The sequence below is a fragment of the Paenibacillus sp. NMA1017 genome (genome assembly GCF_058895805.1).
In genome coordinates this window covers 25,437-45,101 of the sequence record NZ_JBZXYR010000015.1, presented here as the reverse complement: position 1 = coordinate 45,101, position 19,665 = coordinate 25,437, and the positions used below count along the sequence as shown (strand labels likewise).

At 46.8% G+C, this 19,665-nt stretch carries 19 protein-coding genes; all 19 read left to right on the top strand.

Translation table 11 applies throughout. From position 1 onward, the window contains the following. Nucleotides 1-39 precede the first annotated feature (39 nt). The 19 genes from cysK (at nucleotide 40) to AC5ELV_RS23950 (ending at nucleotide 19,621) form a co-directional block, all read left to right on the top strand. On the top strand, nucleotides 40-978 hold the full coding sequence (gene cysK, locus AC5ELV_RS24040) for a cysteine synthase A (protein WP_061831241.1): 939 nt from the start codon (nucleotides 40-42) through the stop codon (nucleotides 976-978). Between the two features lie 126 nt (nucleotides 979-1,104). After that, nucleotides 1,105-2,727: an anthranilate synthase component I family protein gene (locus AC5ELV_RS24035; protein ID WP_493432184.1), complete on the top strand. Its 1,623-nt coding sequence runs from the start codon at nucleotides 1,105-1,107 to the stop codon at nucleotides 2,725-2,727. A 5-nt stretch (nucleotides 2,728-2,732) separates the two neighbouring features. After that, complete coding sequence (pabA, locus tag AC5ELV_RS24030; RefSeq protein WP_013308153.1) at nucleotides 2,733-3,308, top strand: aminodeoxychorismate/anthranilate synthase component II; 576 nt, start codon at nucleotides 2,733-2,735, stop codon at nucleotides 3,306-3,308. 3 nt (nucleotides 3,309-3,311) lie between these two features. After that, nucleotides 3,312-4,208 (top strand): aminotransferase class IV, encoded by an 897-nt coding sequence (locus AC5ELV_RS24025; RefSeq protein WP_493432183.1) that lies wholly within the window; start codon nucleotides 3,312-3,314, stop codon nucleotides 4,206-4,208. Then, on the top strand, nucleotides 4,205-5,071 hold the full coding sequence (gene folP, locus AC5ELV_RS24020) for a dihydropteroate synthase (protein WP_493432182.1): 867 nt from the start codon (nucleotides 4,205-4,207) through the stop codon (nucleotides 5,069-5,071). The genes AC5ELV_RS24025 and folP overlap by 4 nt, the downstream gene beginning before the upstream one ends. A 483-nt stretch (nucleotides 5,072-5,554) precedes the next feature. Further along, entirely contained in the window at nucleotides 5,555-5,917 is a 363-nt protein-coding gene (folB, locus tag AC5ELV_RS24015; protein WP_250241533.1) for a dihydroneopterin aldolase, read from the top strand. 9 nt (nucleotides 5,918-5,926) lie between these two features. Continuing rightward, the gene (folK, locus tag AC5ELV_RS24010; RefSeq protein ID WP_493432181.1) at nucleotides 5,927-6,475 is read left to right on the top strand and encodes a 2-amino-4-hydroxy-6-hydroxymethyldihydropteridine diphosphokinase; all 549 of its coding nucleotides are present in this window, start codon (nucleotides 5,927-5,929) and stop codon (nucleotides 6,473-6,475) included. Then, nucleotides 6,427-6,627, top strand: coding sequence for a helix-turn-helix domain-containing protein (locus AC5ELV_RS24005; protein WP_185156379.1), 201 nt, complete (start codon nucleotides 6,427-6,429; stop codon nucleotides 6,625-6,627). Before folK ends, AC5ELV_RS24005 begins: the two co-directional genes overlap by 49 nt. A 44-nt stretch (nucleotides 6,628-6,671) precedes the next feature. Then, nucleotides 6,672-7,700, top strand: a complete 1,029-nt coding sequence (gene dusB / locus AC5ELV_RS24000) for a tRNA dihydrouridine synthase DusB (protein ID WP_493432180.1) — start codon at nucleotides 6,672-6,674, stop codon at nucleotides 7,698-7,700. Between the two features lie 215 nt (nucleotides 7,701-7,915). Further along, nucleotides 7,916-8,392, top strand: a complete 477-nt coding sequence (gene greA / locus AC5ELV_RS23995; RefSeq protein ID WP_013308160.1) for a transcription elongation factor GreA — start codon at nucleotides 7,916-7,918, stop codon at nucleotides 8,390-8,392. A gap of 110 nt (nucleotides 8,393-8,502) precedes the next feature. Next, a complete protein-coding gene (gene lysS / locus AC5ELV_RS23990; RefSeq protein WP_322157883.1) occupies nucleotides 8,503-10,023 on the top strand; it encodes a lysine--tRNA ligase in 1,521 nt (506 codons plus the stop codon). Between the two features lie 86 nt (nucleotides 10,024-10,109). Continuing rightward, nucleotides 10,110-11,447: a TrkH family potassium uptake protein gene (locus AC5ELV_RS23985; RefSeq protein ID WP_493432179.1), complete on the top strand. Its 1,338-nt coding sequence runs from the start codon at nucleotides 10,110-10,112 to the stop codon at nucleotides 11,445-11,447. A gap of 293 nt (nucleotides 11,448-11,740) precedes the next feature. Beyond that, nucleotides 11,741-12,274 (top strand): hypothetical protein, encoded by a 534-nt coding sequence (locus AC5ELV_RS23980; RefSeq protein ID WP_493432178.1) that lies wholly within the window; start codon nucleotides 11,741-11,743, stop codon nucleotides 12,272-12,274. Between the two features lie 461 nt (nucleotides 12,275-12,735). Further along, nucleotides 12,736-13,506 carry an enoyl-ACP reductase FabI gene (fabI, locus tag AC5ELV_RS23975; RefSeq protein ID WP_029514642.1) on the top strand — a complete coding sequence of 257 codons (771 nt, stop codon included), beginning with the start codon at nucleotides 12,736-12,738 and terminating at the stop codon, nucleotides 13,504-13,506. Nucleotides 13,507-13,518: 12 nt separating this feature from the next. Further along, nucleotides 13,519-14,979: a class I adenylate-forming enzyme family protein gene (locus AC5ELV_RS23970; protein ID WP_493432177.1), complete on the top strand. Its 1,461-nt coding sequence runs from the start codon at nucleotides 13,519-13,521 to the stop codon at nucleotides 14,977-14,979. A gap of 44 nt (nucleotides 14,980-15,023) precedes the next feature. Continuing rightward, nucleotides 15,024-16,247 (top strand): aldehyde dehydrogenase family protein, encoded by a 1,224-nt coding sequence (locus tag AC5ELV_RS23965; protein ID WP_493432176.1) that lies wholly within the window; start codon nucleotides 15,024-15,026, stop codon nucleotides 16,245-16,247. Then, on the top strand, nucleotides 16,244-17,944 hold the full coding sequence (locus AC5ELV_RS23960) for a thiamine pyrophosphate-binding protein (RefSeq protein ID WP_493432175.1): 1,701 nt from the start codon (nucleotides 16,244-16,246) through the stop codon (nucleotides 17,942-17,944). The genes AC5ELV_RS23965 and AC5ELV_RS23960 overlap by 4 nt, the downstream gene beginning before the upstream one ends. 23 nt (nucleotides 17,945-17,967) lie before the next feature. Beyond that, nucleotides 17,968-19,209, top strand: a complete 1,242-nt coding sequence (fabF, locus tag AC5ELV_RS23955; RefSeq protein WP_493432174.1) for a beta-ketoacyl-ACP synthase II — start codon at nucleotides 17,968-17,970, stop codon at nucleotides 19,207-19,209. A gap of 4 nt (nucleotides 19,210-19,213) precedes the next feature. Further along, a complete protein-coding gene (locus tag AC5ELV_RS23950; protein ID WP_493432173.1) occupies nucleotides 19,214-19,621 on the top strand; it encodes a 3-hydroxyacyl-ACP dehydratase FabZ family protein in 408 nt (135 codons plus the stop codon). The last annotated feature ends 44 nt before the right edge of the window (nucleotides 19,622-19,665 follow it).

Below are 19,665 nucleotides of genomic sequence, written 5' to 3'. Positions count from 1 at the left end.
ATTTTTTAATATATCATCTACAGTCAGGGAGGAATTATCATGGCTAAAGTTGTTAATAACATCACCGAACTTATCGGGGAAACACCCCTCGTTCGCCTCAACCGGATCGTACCGGAAGATAGCGCCGAAATCTATTTGAAACTGGAATATCAGAACCCAGGCTCCAGTGTAAAAGACCGTATTGCGATTAGCATGGTAGAAGAAGCTGAACGTGAAGGTCTGCTTAAGCCAGGCGGTACCATTATTGAAGCAACTAGCGGTAATACAGGAATCGGCTTGGCTATGGTTGCTGCTGCGAAGGGCTATAAGGCAGTCATCGTTATGCCAGAAACGATGAGCATAGAGCGTCGTAATTTGTTGCGCGCTTATGGAGCCGAACTTGTGTTAACACCAGGATCAGAAGGCATGAACGGGTCCGTTAAGAAAATGGAAGAATTGCTGAGTGAAAATCCGGATTATTTTGCTGCTGAGCAGTTCAAGAACAAAGCTAATATCAAAATTCACCGTGAAACGACTGGTCCTGAGATTGTGGAAGCCATTCGTTCCATTGGCGGAACTCTGGACGCTTTTATAGCGGGAATAGGTACTGGCGGAACCATTTCTGGTGCCGGTGAAGTGCTTAAGAAAGAATTCCCTGATATTAAAGTTGTGGCCGTAGAGCCTGCCTCTTCCCCGCTGTTAGCAGGCGGTAAGCCAGGACCCCACAAAATCCAAGGGCTGGGTGCCAACTTTATTCCTGAAATTTTAAACCGTGATATCTATGATGAAATTATTCATGTAGAAAACGATGAAGCTTTCGAGGTAGCACGTAGAGTGGCCAAGGAAGAGGGCATTTTGTCCGGTATTTCATCTGGCGCGGCGGTTCATGCGGCTTTGAAACTTGCTAAGCAATTGGGCAAGGGTAAACGGATCGTTGTCATTGTTCCAAGTAATGGAGAACGTTACCTGAGTACACCACTATACAATTTCGAGCTGTAATTATGTCGTAATTGTGTATACTATACGTAAGGATTCCCTCATTTCCCTGTTGCAGGGGGGTGGGGGTTTCTTTTTAAGGAGAGAATGTAGACTTATTGAAAAGTAGGGAAGGGGAAGCACACACGGATGAAATCGACAGCTAGAGTGACGGAGGCGCAGTGGCAGGTTTGGCAGGAGGAAGGTTGGAGCATACTTCCCTATATTGCTGAGTACCCATTACCCGTAGGAGGGCTACCGTCATCGTGGCGGAAGGCTTGGGAGGATTCGTCGCCATATGCCTTTTTGCTGGAGAGCGCTAAAGGTGGGAGGTACACCTATCTGGCCCTAAATCCGGTTGCTATATTGGAAGGCAAGGGAGAACATGCCGTTTGGACTGATTTGCAAAGTGGGAAGCATGGAGATATACATGGTCAACCTTTGAAAGTCATGAACAACTGGATCGCTCCTTACCGTGCACCGCGTGTACCTGGCATGCCTTTTTTCTCTGGAGGATTTGCGGGTTATCTTGGCTACGATGTAGCTCGCTCGTTGGAGCGTTTGCCATCCCAAGCTGCAGACGATACGGGCATACCTGATTATGTATGGATGAGGGTGGATGAGCTATGGATTTACGATCACGAAAAATCCTGCATATATTGTGCTGTTCATATGCCTGCTCCTGCGCATTCCGATAAAGTTAGCAGTGATGCCGATTTGACCAATCGCGTTATACTGGATGGGCTAAATCCCATACTTTGCAAGCATTACGCGGAGGCTGCCCAACGTGCAGAACGTATGCTGACTCAGTGGAATAACATCATAAATGCAGGAGAGATTGATCCTGCGTACCCTCGTCGTTGTGCTAGGCTTGCCGAAGAGGGGTTAGAGGCTGCTCATCAAGAATCTGAAGGTTGGACAGCGGCATTCAACCAACAAGATTTTGAACATGCCGTGAAACGTGTGCAGGAATACATTGCCCAAGGGGATGTATTCCAGGTTAACTTGTCGATTCGTCAGCAACGTGCGCTTACAGCCCTCCCTGAAAATATATATGAATGGCTTCGTCTGCTGAATCCTTCCCCTTATATGGGTATGCTGCGTATGCCAGATTTACGGATCGTCAGTGGTTCGCCAGAATTGTTGGTGAAGCTGGAGGATGGACGTGTGAGCGCCCGACCTATTGCAGGTACGAGAAGAAGGGGACTAACACCAGATGAAGATGCCGCTATGGCAGCAGAGCTTCTATCAAGCGAAAAAGAACGCGCCGAGCATATTATGCTCGTCGATCTGGAGCGTAACGATATCGGACGGATTGCCGAATACGGATCGGTCCATGTGCCTGAACTGCTAACTGTCGAATACTATTCGCACGTTATGCACCTGGTTTCTCAAGTTGAGGGAAAATTAGCCCCGGGTCGTACAGCTATAGATGTAATTGCTGCTACCTTTCCAGGCGGAACCATTACCGGGGCACCCAAGGTGCGCACCATGGAAATCATTGAAGAATTAGAGCCCGTTCGTCGGGGGCCTTATACAGGGTCCCTTGGATGGATTGACTATAACGGCAATATGGAATTAAATATTATAATAAGAACACTAGCTGTTAAAGGCAGCACTGCCTATTTACAGACAGGTGCGGGGATCGTCATTGATTCAGACCCGTACAGGGAATATCGGGAATGTCGGAACAAGGCCAGAGCTGTCATGAAGGCGGTACAATGTGGTGAAGAAGAAGCCGCTTTGAGCAGAAGCGGTATCACAGGAGGGTGAGTCGTATGATTTTGGTGATTGATAATTATGATTCGTTTACGTACAATCTTGTTCAATATTTGGGTGAACTTGGCGAAGAAGTAACCGTAAAACGGAATGATGAGATTGATGTGAAAGGCATAGAAGAGCTGGCACCAGAGCATATTTTGATCTCACCGGGTCCATGCACGCCGAATGAGGCGGGGATATCACTGGATGTGATCAGCCATTTTAAAGGTCGCATTCCGATTTTTGGCGTTTGCCTCGGCCATCAGGCCATCGGACAGGCTTTTGGCGGTAAGGTTATCCGGGCTGAACGACTCATGCACGGTAAGACATCACCGATTCTTCATCACAATACGTCAGTATTTGAAGGCTTGCCTTCTCCGTTCACAGCAACCCGGTATCACTCATTGCTGGTGGAGCGCGAGAGTCTGCCTGAGTGTCTAGAGATTACCGCTGAAACCGCAGAAGGTGAAATTATGGGTTTGCGGCATAAAGAATTTGCCGTAGAAGGAGTTCAGTTCCATCCAGAATCCATTATTACGGATTACGGTCATCAACTGTTACGCAATTTCCTAAAACGCAAGGTAGGCGTCTGATTCATGAAATATATCGGAGTCAACGGCGTCCTCACGGAAGCCGCAAAAGCCGTGATTCACGTAAGTGATCACGGCTTTTTATACGGAATGGGCCTGTTTGAAACATTCCGGACCTATAAGGGTGTTCCGTTCTTGCTGGATCGGCATCTACGTCGACTGGAGGAAGGCTGCCGAATGCTCGGCATTCCTTTTCAACCGGATGAGGAGCAACTTACGACACACATCCAACATCTGATGGTGGCGAATGGACTGGATGAAGCCTATATCCGCTACACCGTATCAGCGGGTGAAGAGGCGCTAGGCTTGCCGACGGGTGACTATACGCGCCCCAACCATATTTTGTTTGCCAAACCGTTGCCCTCTACCAATACACAAACCGGGCAATCCACTTCCCCATCGGCGCTTCAGTTGTTGCGAACCCCCAGAAACACTCCAGAGGGTGAGGTTCGCTTAAAGTCGCTCCATTATATGAATAACATTCTTGCGAAGCGGGAACTTCAGCAGTATGCCGAGGCTGTCCGTTATAAGGCTGAAGGAATGATGCTTACGGCGGATGGTTTTCTGGCAGAGGGAATGGTCAGCAATTTGTTTTTTGTGCGGAATAATACGCTGTATACCCCTGACTTGTCTACAGGGATTCTGCCAGGCATTACACGTGAATTCATTTTGGAGCTGGCGCATCTGCGAGACATTCCTTGTGAGCAAGGCTTGTACCGCTGGGACGAGCTGAAACAGGCTGATGAAATTTTTATGACCAACTCTATACAAGAAATACGGCCCGTGGATTTGTTGTTGGAGCCGGGAGGAGCAACCAACCATGTATCGGTTCTCTTGACGCACCCCAAGTCCATAACAGCTTTGCTGTTGCACGATTATAGACAGAAAGCAGGGATCAAGTGAACATACCGACCCTTTATCAACGTAGTTACCGAATGGGGGATGCCGAGCTTACGCTCGGACATTCTACACAGATCATGGGTATACTGAATGTGACCCCAGATTCATTTTCCGATGGAGGATTACATTATAACCCGGAGATTGCTGTTTTACATGCATTGAAGCTGGTGGAAGATGGAGCTGATATCATTGACATTGGCGGGGAGTCTACCCGTCCGGGTCATGATCCAGTAGGTGTGGAAGAGGAGCTGGCTCGGGTCATACCGGTCGTCGAGGCCATCCATCGTATCGCACCGCACATTCCGTTATCTGTAGATACTTACAAAGCCGAAGTAGCAAGAAAGGCACTTGAGGCTGGTGCACATATCATTAATGATGTGTGGGGGTTTAAGGCAGACCCTGATATGGCACGTGTAGCTTCGGAATTCGATTGCCCGGTCATTTTGATGCATAATCGTCATGACCGTAACTATAGTGATTTGGTTTCTGATATGCTGTCCGATTTAAAAGAAAGTATCCGATTAGCACTGGATGCGGGGGTACGTGAGGAACAGATCATTTTAGACCCAGGCATCGGTTTTGCCAAGGATTACGCTGAAAATATTCATGCCATGACTTCTCTCGATACATTGAGTCAGCTGGGCTTTCCGCTGTTATTGGCTACGTCGCGCAAAAGATTTATTCGTACAGCACTGGATTTGCCTGTGAATGATGTGGTGGAGGGCACGGCAGCTACTGTTGCTTTTGGCATTGTTCAAGGGTGCCAGATTGTGCGTGTACACGATGTGGCACAAATCAAGCGCACCGTACGTATGTGTGACGCGATGGTGTACGGGTCTAAAAATGCACTGAGTTATGGTGGTTAATAGACGCTCCACGAATGATTTGATCCTACGATCGCTGTTGCAACGGGATTCTTTGAATTGGTAAACATGTGACTGTTAGAATCCCGTTAAGTATATGCTTACGATGTAGCTTTTCCTTGAAAAGCTTTCAGGCGAGCGCTTCGCTTCTCCAGATTCAAATCCTTCGTTCCGCTACCACCAGCATAAAGTCACTGTATTTTTAGAGAGAAATGTATGTAAGATGAACGAAAAAAAGAACGAGAACGAAGTGGACGGAATGGTGCTGTACAAGCAAAGCGGTCGCTTTAAAAGCTTTCCGTAGGAGAGCTGGCTTCGGAAGCATCACTTCCCCGGGTTTCTACCTTGGTTATGGGTTTTATTCAAGAAATCTGGGGGGCGGTGGCGATAGGAAGCACCATCCGACTGCGCAGTGGCACGATATGAGACTTTTAAGTTGAGCTTATATAGAAAAAACCAAGTTAAAAAACAGGGGGTCTATCCACGATGGATAAAATGGTTTTGCATCGTATGGAGTATTACGGATATCATGGCGTTTTTCCAGAGGAACGTAAGCTGGGACAACGTTACTATATTGATTTGGAACTGGAGCTTGATCTGCGTGAAGCGGGTGAGCAGGATGCTTTGGACAAAACGGTTAATTACGCCGAGGTGCATTACACCGTTAAAGATATTGTAGAAAAGGAATCTTACCAATTGATTGAAGCTTTGGGCGAACGTATTGCATCTTCCCTACTGGACACTTATACTAGTGTCAATGCACTGACTGTCAAAGTCACGAAGCCGCATCCGCCGTTTGATATTCATTTTCAAGGCGTGACGGTTGAGCTTTATCGCGCAAGAAAGTAGGAACGATACATGAATGCACATTCGACCTCTGAGGCATCAGAGGCTTATATTGCTTTAGGGGCTAATTTGGGGGAGCGCGAGCATACCCTGTATGAAGCCATTACGGCGCTGGACGAACATCCGGGTATCCGGGTAATACGGTGCTCCAGCCTGTACGAAACAGAGCCTGTTGGGTATCTGGATCAACCTTCTTTTTTGAACATGACGGTAGCCGTATCTACAACACTTGCTCCGGAGGAGCTTCTGGTATATATGCTGGAGGTGGAGAGTCGTCTGGGGAGAGTAAGACATATTCCTAATGGTCCACGAACCATTGATCTGGACTTGTTATGGATGGGAGCGGCACAACTGGCTACACCGGATTTGGAGCTTCCTCACCCTCGTATGTTGGAGCGTGCTTTTGTGCTGGTTCCTTTGGCAGACATCGTTCCGAACCAAGATCCGTCCGGTCTGTACAGTATCGTGCATACTGCATTGAATTCTGTGGATGGAAAGGACGGCATACAGCTTTGGAAAACATGCAGCTGGCGCAACGACTCCGCGCCTTTCGGAAGCTAAAAGGGTTCACACAGCAGGAGTTGGCAGAGCGTACTGGTATATCTTTGACTGTATTAGGTGCTGTGGAGCGAGGCAATCGTACAATAGACTTAGACATGCTGAACATTATCGCCCAAACGCTAGAAATTGAAGTCCGGGAACTGACGGAATGACGATAAATAATGATACAAAAGAAAGAATAAAGGGGTGAACAGATATGTTGAAAATCGGCGGTATTGAAATGAAAAACCAAGTCGTTCTGGCTCCGATGGCAGGCGTGTGCAACCCTGCTTTTCGCCTGATCGCCAAGGAATTCGGTACAGGTCTGGTATGTGCAGAAATGGTTAGTGATAAAGCGATCATTCACGGCAACAAGCGTACGCGCGAGATGCTGTTTGTAGATGAGCGTGAGAAGCCACTTAGCTTGCAAATTTTCGGGGGAGACCGCGAATCTTTGGTGGAAGCAGCGAAGGTCGTAGATCAGGAAACGAATGCAGATATTATTGATATTAATATGGGTTGCCCGGTTCCCAAAGTGACCAAATGTGATGCAGGTGCTCGTTGGCTGCTCGATCCAAACAAGATTTATGAAATGGTATCGGCGGTAGTGGAATCAGTAAGCAAGCCGGTTACTGTGAAAATGCGTATTGGTTGGGACAGTGAGCATATTTATGCCGTAGAGAACGCTCGCGCGGTTGAACGTGCCGGAGGACAGGCCGTTAGCGTACATGGCCGTACACGGGAGCAACTGTATACGGGACATGCGAATTGGGATATTATAAAAGAAGTTAAAGAAGCAGTTTCCATTCCTGTAATTGGAAATGGCGATGTGGCATCACCGGAAGATGCTCGCCGTATGCTGGATTTGACCAATTGTGATGGCGTTATGATCGGACGCGGTGCTCTGGGGAATCCGTGGATGCTCTACCGTACGATAGAGTACTTGCAATCAGGCGAGCTGTTGCCCGATCCTTCACCGGAAGAAAAAATTCGTATTGCCATTCTGCATATGGATCGTCTGGTTGCGTTGAAGGGTGAAGCGGTAGCTGTCCGTGAAATGCGCAAGCATCTGGCTTGGTACCTCAAGGGCCTTAAAGGCTCTGCACGTATTAAGGATGTCATTATGGAAGAAACAAAGCGCGACGATATGGTACGTATTTTGGATCAATTTGTATCTCAATTGCACATGGTAGAAAACGATGAGCCTTCTACAAGCGCTGCTTCTCCTGCTGCTGTTGCGCAATAAGGTAAGCTGTTCCGGCCTGTGCACGCGATTGACTTTTCCAATTGCTTGCCCTATAATCGTTCAGTATAAAATCTTGATGTATGCTACAAATTGTGTGCAGCTCTCAAGACAACAGCAGGAAATGTTCTCATTCCCTCAGAGTGGCATATTATGTTTTGAAAGCGTGCATTCCGATGCACTTTTAAACTTTTCCCATGACAGGAGAATCGGTTAAGATGAGCGATAAAGAAGTCATTCTGACACAGGAAGGTCTTAGAAAGCTCGAAGATGAGCTTGAGAACTTAAAGTCTGTCAAACGCCGCGAAGTGGCTGAACGGATTAAGGTAGCCATCGGATACGGAGATATCAGTGAAAACTCCGAATATGAGGATGCGAAGAATGAGCAGGCCTTTATTGAAGGCCGTGTAATTACGTTGGAAAAGATGCTACGCAATGCCCGCATTATCAATAGTGATGAAATTGACACCGATGTTGTGGGAGTAGGCGCAACTGTGACTGTTGAAGATTTGGAATTCGGAGATATTACAGAGTATGCTATTGTAGGTTCTGCCGAATCCGACCCGCTACAGAACAAGATTTCGAATGAAAGTCCGGTTGGCAAGGCAATTCTCGGTAAGAAAAAGGGAACTGTAGTGGATGTCACCGTTCCAGCAGGCGTTATTCAATATAAAATCGTGGATATCAAGAAATAAGACACGGACTTTGGAATTTAATGTAAAAGCTTCCTGGTGGAAGCTTTTTTTCTCTACACCCGGACGGACCCCGGCCCGTCTATTCATATTGAAGGAGCTGATTTAGCACCATGTCGGATGAAACTACTAACCAGGAATCACAAGAAAATCGCGAGGAATTAAGTGAATTATTGCAAATTCGTCGTGCCAAATTGGACGAGCTTCGCTCATTGGGCATTGATCCTTTTGGACGCAAATACATACGCACGGCTGAAGCGGGCGTACTACTGAGCAAGTATGACAGCTTGACCAAGGAAGAACTGGAAGAAAAGAATATTGAAGTTAGCATAGCAGGCCGTATTATGGCTAAACGTGTGATGGGGAAAGCCAGCTTTGCTCATATACAGGATCTTAGCGGACGTATTCAAATTTATGTTCGTCAAGACACGGTACCTGAATCCAAATATAAAGCATTTGGTATTTTGGATCTGGGCGATATTGTTGGTGTTAAGGGTGTACTCTTTAAGACCAAAACAGGCGAAACGACAATCAAAGTGCTGGATATTGAGGTCTTGTCCAAATCCTTGTATCCATTACCGGAGAAATATCATGGTCTGAAGGATGTTGAATTGCGTTACCGTCAGCGCTATGTCGATCTAGTTATGAACCCTGAAGTACAAAAAACGTTCATTACACGGTCCCGTATTATTCAATCCATGCGTCGTTACCTCGATTCGCTCGGCTATCTGGAAGTTGAAACCCCAACATTACATTCCATTGCTGGCGGAGCGGCGGCGAAGCCATTTGTTACGCACCATAATGCATTGGACATGCAGCTTTATATGCGTATTGCTATTGAACTCCATTTGAAACGACTAATTGTCGGCGGAATGGAGAAAGTATATGAGATCGGACGTGTATACCGTAATGAAGGTATCTCGACCCGCCATAACCCTGAGTTTACGATGATTGAGCTGTATGAAGCGTATGCTGATTATAAAGATATCATGCAATTGACGGAAAACATGGTTGCACATATTGCGCAGGAAGTACTGGGCACACAGCACATTCAATATCAAGGCCAGGAAGTGGATCTGACGCCGCAATGGCGCAGAGTCTCCATGGTTGATGCTGTTAAAGAAGTAACAGGCGTAGACTTTAGTGTGCAGATGAGTAATGAAGAAGCTCATCGCCTTGCGAAAGAGCATAAAGTTCCGGTTGAACCACACATGACATTTGGCCATATCCTGAATGCATTCTTTGAGCAGTTCGTAGAAGAAACGCTCATTCAGCCGACCTTTATTACTGGACATCCAGTTGAAATCTCGCCGTTGGCTAAGAAAAACGAACAAGATCCGCGGTTTACGGATCGCTTCGAGCTGTTCGTGGTTGCTCGTGAGCATGCGAATGCGTTCACCGAGTTGAATGATCCAATCGACCAGCGCCAACGTTTTGAAGCACAATTGCTGGAACGTGAGCACGGTAACGACGAGGCACATGAAATGGATGATGACTTTATCCGCGCCTTGGAATACGGTATGCCACCAACAGGCGGACTGGGCATCGGCATCGATCGTTTGGTTATGTTGCTGACAGATGCGCCTTCCATTCGCGATGTGCTGCTTTTCCCGCATATGCGTAACCAACAGTAGAATAACATTATGAATACAGAGGATCAGCCGGGCTTCCCGTGCTTTGTTCCTCTTTTTCATAAGAACGGATGGAGAGAATACTTCTAATGAAACGCAGCGTCAAGCTTAGTCGGTTCGCATCGCCTCCTTTTATATTGGTCATCGGATATTTATTGATTATTGCATTAGGTACTTTGCTACTGATGCTTCCTGTTGCCAATCATAGTGGACATGCTCCGCATTGGATTGATTCGCTTTTTACGTCCGTCTCAGCCGCTTGTGTCACAGGACTGGTCGTTGTTGACGTGGATTCAACGTATACGATGTTTGGCGAAACCGTCATTTTGGTGCTGATGCAGCTAGGCGGGCTGGGGTTTATGACCTTAGCGACCTTGTTTGCGCTGTTGTTGGGGCGGCGATTATCGTTAAAGGATCGGTTGCTGCTTAAGGAAGCTATTAATGCCGATAGCATGGAAGGGATCGTGCGCATTATTCGCAAGGTGCTGATCTTTTCTTTTACCATTGAGGCGATAGCTGCCGTCGTCTTAGCTTTGCGGTGGATGCGAGAAATGCCTGTCGGACAAGCGATCTATTATGGAATATTCCATTCCGTATCCCTCTTTAATAACGGGGGATTCGATCTGTTCGGGACTAGCTTTCAGCAGTACGCTGGAGACTTTGTTTTCAATATGATTGCATCAGTGCTCGTTATATCAGGAGGCTTGGGTTTCCTTGTACTTAGCGACCTGTTCGATTTTCGCCGTACCCGAAGACTGTCTCTACACTCCAAAATGGTGCTTAGCGTGTCGGGAGTGCTCATTGTGATTGGTGCGCTGGTTATATTTATTTTTGAGTTTACCAATGCACGAACCTTGGGTGCGTTGAACTGGGAAGGCAAAGTATATGGAGCTGTCTTTCAATCGGTGTCCACGAGATCATCAGGTACGAGCACAGTCGATATCAGCGGGTTAAGGCAGGCAAGTCAGTTTTTTATTATGTTGCTGATGATTATCGGTGCTTCTCCGGGCTCCACGGGAGGAGGAATTAAAACGACAACGTTTCTGCTTATGGTAGGTGCGCTAATCGCCGTCATGCGAGGACAGAAGGAAATTGTGTTTTTCCGTCATAGGGTCCCCAAAGATATCATGATGCGGGCGCTGACCATTATTGTACTGGCCCTATTTATATTCTCGATTGTGGTTATACTGCTCTTAATGACAGAGGATGCCCCATTTCTCTCCCTTGCATTTGAGGCTGCTTCCGCAATCGGAACGGTAGGCTTGTCCGTAGGAGTGACGCCAGGATTGTCTGACGCAGGCAAGCTGATTATTTGTGTGACTATGTTTATTGGTCGGATTGGTCCTCTTACGATTGCCTATGCCATTCGTCCACGCTCGACCAAGACATTGTACCGTCGTCCCGAAGGGCATATTGTAATTGGATAGTGTATCTGTAAAAAAAGGTGTACCCGTGCTAATTAGCATAGGTACATCTTTTTTCATTTCAGATCATCATAATTCTTTATCGGTAGCATATCATGTAAAATGCCCATTTTGAGAACAAAACGAAATGATCTGAACAGATACTGTTTTTTGCAGAAAAAACGGCTATTTGTTTCCTTTTATGTAATTATAGACAAAATACTAGGAATATTATGTATAATATTGTATGATAGTGGGCATGAAAGGGGGATAGTTTTGGTAAATACCAATTTCTAATTTGAAAGGAATCATCTATTATGTATTTGTTTATTATTAGTGCTGAAGTTTTATTTTGGGTTTTTGTTGTTGCAGGCTTGATCGCAAGGTATATGTTTGGCTTGAAGAAGTTAGGCGGTCTTCTTTTACTATTTACCCCCATTATTGATATCCTGTTACTGATTGCGGTGTTCATCACGGTGAAAAGTGGCATGGAGATTACGACTGCTACTGGCTTGGCGGCCTGTTATTTTGGTATTACAGTAGCATTTGGTCATAGGTTAATTAAGTGGGCGGATGTACGGTTCTCCCATTGGTTTGGTAAGGGACCCAAGCCTGAACGCAAGTATGGTGCTGCTCATGCAAAAGAGGAACGGATAGGTTGGTTGCTTCACCTTTTGGGCTGGGCTATAGGTAATGCTTTGTTGCTCGCCATCATTGTGTATGTTGATGATCCGCAGCGTACTGTATCTTTGCAGGGCATTATGCAAACATGGGCGATCGTTCTGGCAATCGACTTTGTTGTCTCCTTTAGCTATACTTTAGCTCCCAAAAAACAAAAGCGTAGTCTATAAAGGTTAAAGCTTTACACTTAGATGATATCTGGCTGGTCACTCAGGATGTTCAAATCGGGAGAGTCATTGTTGGTGAAAATGAAGTGGTTACTTCCGGTAGTGGGGTGAGTCTGTCATCGGAATGTAAATATTTACAAAAATATGCGGATTTTATGTTTAACTCGCTTTGACAGTCACCTTATTTTTGCCGCGCTACCTTTTTTCACACACATGTATCCCTTTCGATTTGAACACAGACCAACAGAAGCAACACAACTATTTTTTGTGAGATGACAGACAGCATACATGATGTGTTACACAAATTTTAAAATAAATTTTGTGATTTGCCTAAAACGTCGCCTATCCAAGTTTGGCAATTAACGCGATAATATTCCAGGAAAGATTACATATGTCTATAAATGTAGACATACGCAATTAAGTTGTTATTTTGTTTAAAAATGTAAAAAAGAAAGGTGGTTTCTGTGGCAGTACTACTGAGCGGTAAGAACATTTTGATTATGGGCGTGGCTAATAACAGGAGTATTGCCTGGGGGACAGCTCAATCTTTAGCTGCTGAAGGAGCACAGCTCATTTTTACTTACGAAAATGAGAGGGTTGCAGAGCGGGTACTAAAGCTCGCTGAAACCATTCCGGGAGCACTGGTCTGTCCTTGCGATGTACAAAGCAATGAAGAGCTTGATGCATTGGCGGATTTTCTAAAAGAAAAAGTAGGCGTGTTGCATGGTTATTTTCACAGTGTGGCCTATGCTAAGGCTGAGGATTTGGATGGCTTATTCGTTGACACTTCTCGCGAGGGATTCGCCGTTGCACAAGAAATCAGTGCCTATTCTTTGGCTGCTGTCTCCCGTCGAGTATACCCACTGATGACAGAGGGTGGAAGTATCGTCACCATGACGTATATTGGCGCAGAAAGAGCGATCAAAAATTACAACGTTATGGGTGTGGCGAAGGCTTCACTGGAAGCCAGCATGCGTTATCTGTCGAATGATCTGGGCACATATGGCATTCGCGTAAATGCGATTTCCGCTGGTCCGATACGGACCCTGGCTGCCTATGGCATTAAAGATTTTAACACAATGCTCAAACATATTGAAGAAACTACGCCCCTACGCAAGACGGTTGATACGTCGGAAGTCGGAGATACGGCGTTATTCCTATTTTCCCATTTATCGAGAGGCATTACGGGTGAAGTTATCCATGTAGATGCTGGATACCATATTACGGGGATGTAAGGAGGGAACGTTGTGCTTATTACGCATACGGATTGCCGTATTATCTCACCTGAAGGAATTATGACTAGGGAGCGTCTGGAGCGAGATGTTACGATCTTCTCCCGGATGTTGACGCTCAGAGGAATTCCCGAAGACGGTAGAGTGATTCTAAAAGCGGCCAATTCCTATTGGTTTGTTGTGTCTCTGTTCTCCCTGTGCAATATCGCTGTTTCGGTGACTGTGGTGGACGAGCAGACTGTGCTCGATGAGGTGGCCCAAATCTATGATGAAGCGGGTGCCTGTTGCATCCTTACGGATTCCGATTTAGAACTTCCTCATGCACTCGTTATTCTGATTCAAGATCTGATTCAAGAAGAAACAGTACACCCGGATTGGGTGGGAGAGCCAAAGCTTGAAGCCCTCGACTTTAACAAGTGGTGCGAGAGGCCAGATGCGCTCATTCTGTATTCTTCAGGTACGACGGGAAAACCCAAGGGAATCGTGAAAGCTGGTTCAGCTTTTATGGAGAATATCAGGCATTCCATACACGCCATGAACTACCTACCGTCTGACCATATGCTCCCCGTTGTGCCTTTCTCTCATTTTTATGGAATCTCACTTATCTTCTCCTGGTGGTTAACCTCATGTTCTCTCATCATCTGCAATCCAAAAAACCTCTGGAGCGTCATTGCAAGTATTACGAAAGACCGGGCGACGGTCGTAGACGCTAACCCCTCTGCTTTTTACACCTTGTTGCGTATGCTAAACCGAAAACCCGAACAACTGGAAATGGTCAAGGAAGCTCCGGTGCGCATGTGGTGCGTAGGCGGTTCTCCACTTACCCAAGACCTTGAAGAGAAATTCAACAACATATTTGGACAGCCCCTGCTGAATGGTTACGGCCTTTCTGAACTGGGCAACGTTACGCTGGGGACGCTAGAGTGTCCTAAGGGTTGTGGTCTACCATTACCTGGTGTGGATTTGAAAATACTAGATTCTACAGGCAACCAGCAGGCGGACGGTATCGTAGGCGAGGTGTGGATACGCAGTGCTGGATGCATGGAAGGTTATCTGAATCGTCCAGACCTGACGCAATCCGTTCTACAGGACGGTTGGTTCAAGACGGGGGATCTGGGCTATCTGGATGACGGAATGCTGTATGTCATTGGACGCAGCGGCAAGACGGTCAACCGGATGGGCTATATGGTATCTCCGGTCTATATTGAGGACCGAATTGGTTCGCTAGGTTACCGATCCTGTGTGATCACCTTGGAGGATGAGGCTAAAGGGACATTGCTTGTTGCCTTCATCGAAGGCGAATCCTCGCAAGCCTTGTCTGTACTCCGCAAAGAAATAAATCGTGTACTCCCTTCATACATGTTTCCCGATCTTTTGCTTCCGCTCGACCACTTTCCTTTAAACCGCAATGGAAAAGTGGATCGTCTGGAGATGGAGCATATTGCCCTGGAAAAAGTTGCTTCTCGCAAGGTATAGCAAGATATTTACCAAAACCGCATATAGGAAAGGGAGAATGTGCCATGAATATAAATCCAGAATTGGCAGAAAACAAACTGTTTTTGGAAAGGCATGAATCTATTCTGAAATGCCTCAATTATTTGATTGAAAATCGGCAGGAAGTGATGGATATTCTCACGCAATTTTCATCCTATCGGGCCGCCAATGCAGAAATTGACTCCACGATCCTCACACTTCAAGGTGCTCTGCAAGAAGTGCAGACCTATCAGCCAAGCTGGCAACGATCTATGGCTGTATTCATGCCTTCCAACGTCATTTTGTACTCCTATGCATTATACCTCTTGATTCCGTCCTTGTACGTTGAAAATATAGACTTTCGCCCTTCTTCTCACGTAAATGAGTACGTCAACATGCTGCATGAAAAGCTTCAGGCTGTACATGGATTACCCATCTATATTCGTAAAGTTAGCCAGAAGGTGTTCATGGAGAATTCCGTGATGCCAGCTGATATTGTGGTGTTCACCGGGAGCTATACCAATGCAGAGAAGATTAAAAAACAGATTCGAAAAGATCAGCTCTACATTTTTTACGGACAAGGGCTAAATCCATTCATCATCGGACCTGATGCAGATCTGGAGCTGGCGGTTACCGATGTGATCCGAATGAGATTGTTCAACTCTGGACAAGACTGCCTAGGCCCCGACATCATTCTGGTACATCAAGATGTGAGTGAGCATTTCAAAGATCTGCTGATTCAACAGCTTGACCAACTCGTGTTTGGAGCCAACGATGATCCGAACGCAAACTATACCCCTATATTCTATAAAGACACGCTATATTCGGTTTCCGAATATTTTAACACGAACGATAAGTTTATTATTTACGGCGGCGGCATTGATTTCCGTACAAAAAAGATGGAGCCAACGGTTGTATATAGTGAATTAGATCAGAATCTGGAGATTATTGAGTATTTTTCGCCAGTCTTCAATGTAGTTAGCTACCAAGACGACGAGCAACTGATCAAACGTATCTCCTCCAGTTATTTCAGTGAACGTGCAATGGGTTGCAGCTTATACGGATCGGAGCACCTGACTGACGTTCTACGAAAGAAGCATACATTGACCATTAACCAGACACTTGAGGATGTGGATCAAGGCAATAAGCCTTTTGGTGGCTACGGCACGATGTCGAACTATATTTTTTATGATTTCAAGCTCATTTCGAAGCCAATCTTGATTTCAGAAATTGTCGCAGAATATTTGTCGGAAAAGAGGAGTTTGGTATGACTGCGAGCTTCTTTCCCTGGGACGCCATCATTGGCTACTTAAAATCGGCTGGGGTTCAGCATCTCTTTGGATTACCAAGTGATGATCTCAAAATCGTATCGTCACTCCCCTCATCCGGTATGGATTTTATCCTGTGCAAAGATCAACGTAATGCTGTGTTCATGGCAGCAGGTTATGCGCTCACCACCAACCAGATGTCCGTATGTGTTGTGGGGAAAGGCCCTGCGCTCAGTAATACACTCACAGGGCTGCTGGAGGCCAAGAACCTGGGCGCTCCGCTCCTGCTTTTGGCGCTTGGCACTGGCGGAGACAAGCTGGGTACCCGATCCTTTCAGGAAGCCGATCAAATCTCACTCGTGAAGCCGCTCGTAAAATGGGCTTATCGTGTCGAGCATGTGGATCGGCTTGTATGGGCGATGGAGCGGGCTGCCTTTTTGGCTATCAATGGAGCACCGGGTCCTGTCTATATCGAACTCCCTGAAAACCTGATGGACCAGCCTGTGCCAACAGGGCTTCAGTTTACCCCACCAGAAAAGCTGTCGTGCTCTCCGTCTCGTCGGGAGTTGGATGCGGCGTGGGGGATTATTGAGACCGCCCGCAGGCCGCTCATTCTAGTCGGAGGCGGAATGAAGTCAGGTACAGGTGATGTGATTGAGCGGTTCGCTAGCCAACATGGAGCGGCCTTGTTCGCAACAGCCTCGGGACGGGGTGTAGTTAATGAAGACCACGAACTTTTCTGCGGTGTTGCCGGACTCTATACGGATCTCAGTCTAAGACAAATCTGGAAGGAATCTGATGTGGTGATCACACTGGGCAGCCGCTTGGAAGAAACGGCTACGTTCGAGTGGGATATTCTGCTACAGGATACACCTTTGATTCAAGTTAATGTGGAGCTGGAGGATTTTGCCCACGAATACAGGGGTATCAAAGTGCTTGGTGATGGATATGCAGCGGTGGAGCAGTGGCTTGAACGGCGCGGACAGGAGCCTGATGGAGTGTGGCTTGAAACGATTAGGAGCTGTAAACAGGAGGCTTTTTCTCACAGGGCTATTTATCTGGAGGAGTTGAAAAAGACCCCTGGAATCCACGTTCCTGAACTGTTGGACATGATTCAGACGGAGTTTCCTGAAAATCTAGTGCTTCTTCAAGAGAATGGATTGCAGGATATGTGGTCCTACTTTTATCCATATTTCCGCTTTACTCAAGGCTCTCTTTCGATTGTTCCCAGTGATCAAACAAGCCTAGGATTCGGTGCGGCTGCTGCTCTGGGAGCAAGTGTGGCAACGCAACGTCCAGTAGTGGCACTTGTAGGTGATGGTGCGTTCAATCTCTTCTTTTCGGATTTTATGACAGCGGTAGAATATCAAATACCGTTAATCTATATCGTACTCAATAATGGTGGCTATGGTTGGTTGCAGAATCAGATGAATTATAAACATCTCACAGGGCAGTCCCTCCCATTTGTTTCTGAGGCGGCTAAGACAGGGATTCAAATTCCCCAGTATGAGTTTGTGGAAAGCCTCGCAATTCGGAGTAAGGGAGAGGCACGGGAACAGCTTCAGCTTGCTTGGCAAAAGTATCAGGAGAACAAGCTTGTGGTCGTCGAGGTATATGCTGATCTTGCGGATGTGCATGAAAAAATCAGTCATGTGTATGGCGACTTTCCTCTCTACGAGCAACAGGCTTCCAAGAATTAATTTCAACGAAGGACGTGGATACAGTGAGAAGACGTGTTGTAGTGACTGGACAGGGAGTCGTAACGCCGGTCGGGCTTAATCTTACGGATTTCTGGAATTCACTGTTGGAAGGAAAAAGCGGAATCGGACCTGTCACTGCTTTCGAGACAGCGGACATTCCGACAAAGATCGGTGCACAGGTTACGGGCTTTGACCCATTGCAATATATGAGCAAGAAGGAAGCTAATAAAGTCGCACAGTTCACTCAGTTTGCTTTAGCGGCTGCCCGGCAGGCAGTGGATCAATCGAAATTAGTGATTGATGAGCGGAATGCAAGTCGCGTGGGGGTCATTGTCGGCTCTGGAGCAGGTGGCCTTGACGTTATAGAGGAGAACTATGGGAAATTAACAAAGCTTGGTCCCAAAAGAGTTTCTCCTTATTTTGTTTCCTCCATGATGATCAATTCAGCGCCTGGCGAAATCTCCATTGCTATCGGAGCCAAGGGGCCTTCTTTTGCTGTGGTTACGGCTTGTGCCACAGGAAGTAATGCCATTGGTGAGGCATTACGTACGATCCAGTACGGCACGGCTGATGTCGTGGTTGCTGGTGGGTCAGAAGCCAATTTTAGTCAGCTTGATCTGGCATCTTTTGCGAATATCCATGCTCTCTCCAGACGTAATGAAGAGCCGCAGAAGGCCAGTCGTCCGTTTGATGTGGATCGTGATGGATTCGTCATCGGTGGAGGAGCAGGAGTCTTGGTGCTGGAGGAGTTGGAGCATGCTTTGAACCGCGGAGCCACCATTCTGGCCGAAGTTGTGGGTTATGGATGCACAACGGATGCGTATCATATCACGGCTCCAGATCCCTCAGGCTCCGGCCCGGCAGAAGCGATCAACATCGCACTGCAAGATGGTGGCTTGACACCGCAGGAAATCGACTATGTCAATGCCCACGGTACGAGTACGCCATTTAATGATCGTATGGAGATTAATGCTATTCAAAAAGTATTCGGGGAGCATGCCCCCCGTTTGGCGATATCGTCTATTAAATCCATGACTGGTCATTTAATGGGCGGTGCAGGGGCAGTCGAATTAATTGCGACTGTGCAGAGCATGATTCACAGCAAAGTACCACCGACACTCAATTGTGACAATCCTGAAGCTCCTGAATTGAACTTTGTGCCGCATGTATATCAGGAACGCGAGGTCCGCGCGGCGATTAGCAATTCATTTGGTTTCGGAGGGCACAACGTCTGCCTTGCTGTTCGCAAGTGGGAAGGGGAATAAGCCTGTGAGCGAAGAGCTAATCCATATCCCGGATGTGCTTCCGCACCGGTACCCATTTCTGCTGTTGGATGGCGTAACCGGATACGAAACGTCGCAATGGGCGAAGGGATACAAACTTGTCACCTGGAGTGAATGGTTCATTACAGACACTAACCCATACATGCCTCCTATGTTGATTGTGGAGTCACTTGCACAATTGGCGGCATTTGCTGCGATTGATAAAAAAGGTATTTCATACCTGACTAACCTCAATGGAATTCGATTCCACAGCTTGGCCAAGCCTGGGGACCGAATTGATCTCTATTTTGAAGTGATCAAGCGTCGGCGGGGCTATATTCTCGGAAGCGGTCGGGCTTCTGTAGGCGATCGATTGGTGGTTGAGGCGGAACAAATTGTTTCACTGGATCAATGACGGGGTGGAAGCGCACGTTGAACTGTCCTTTTGTCCTCCTGACT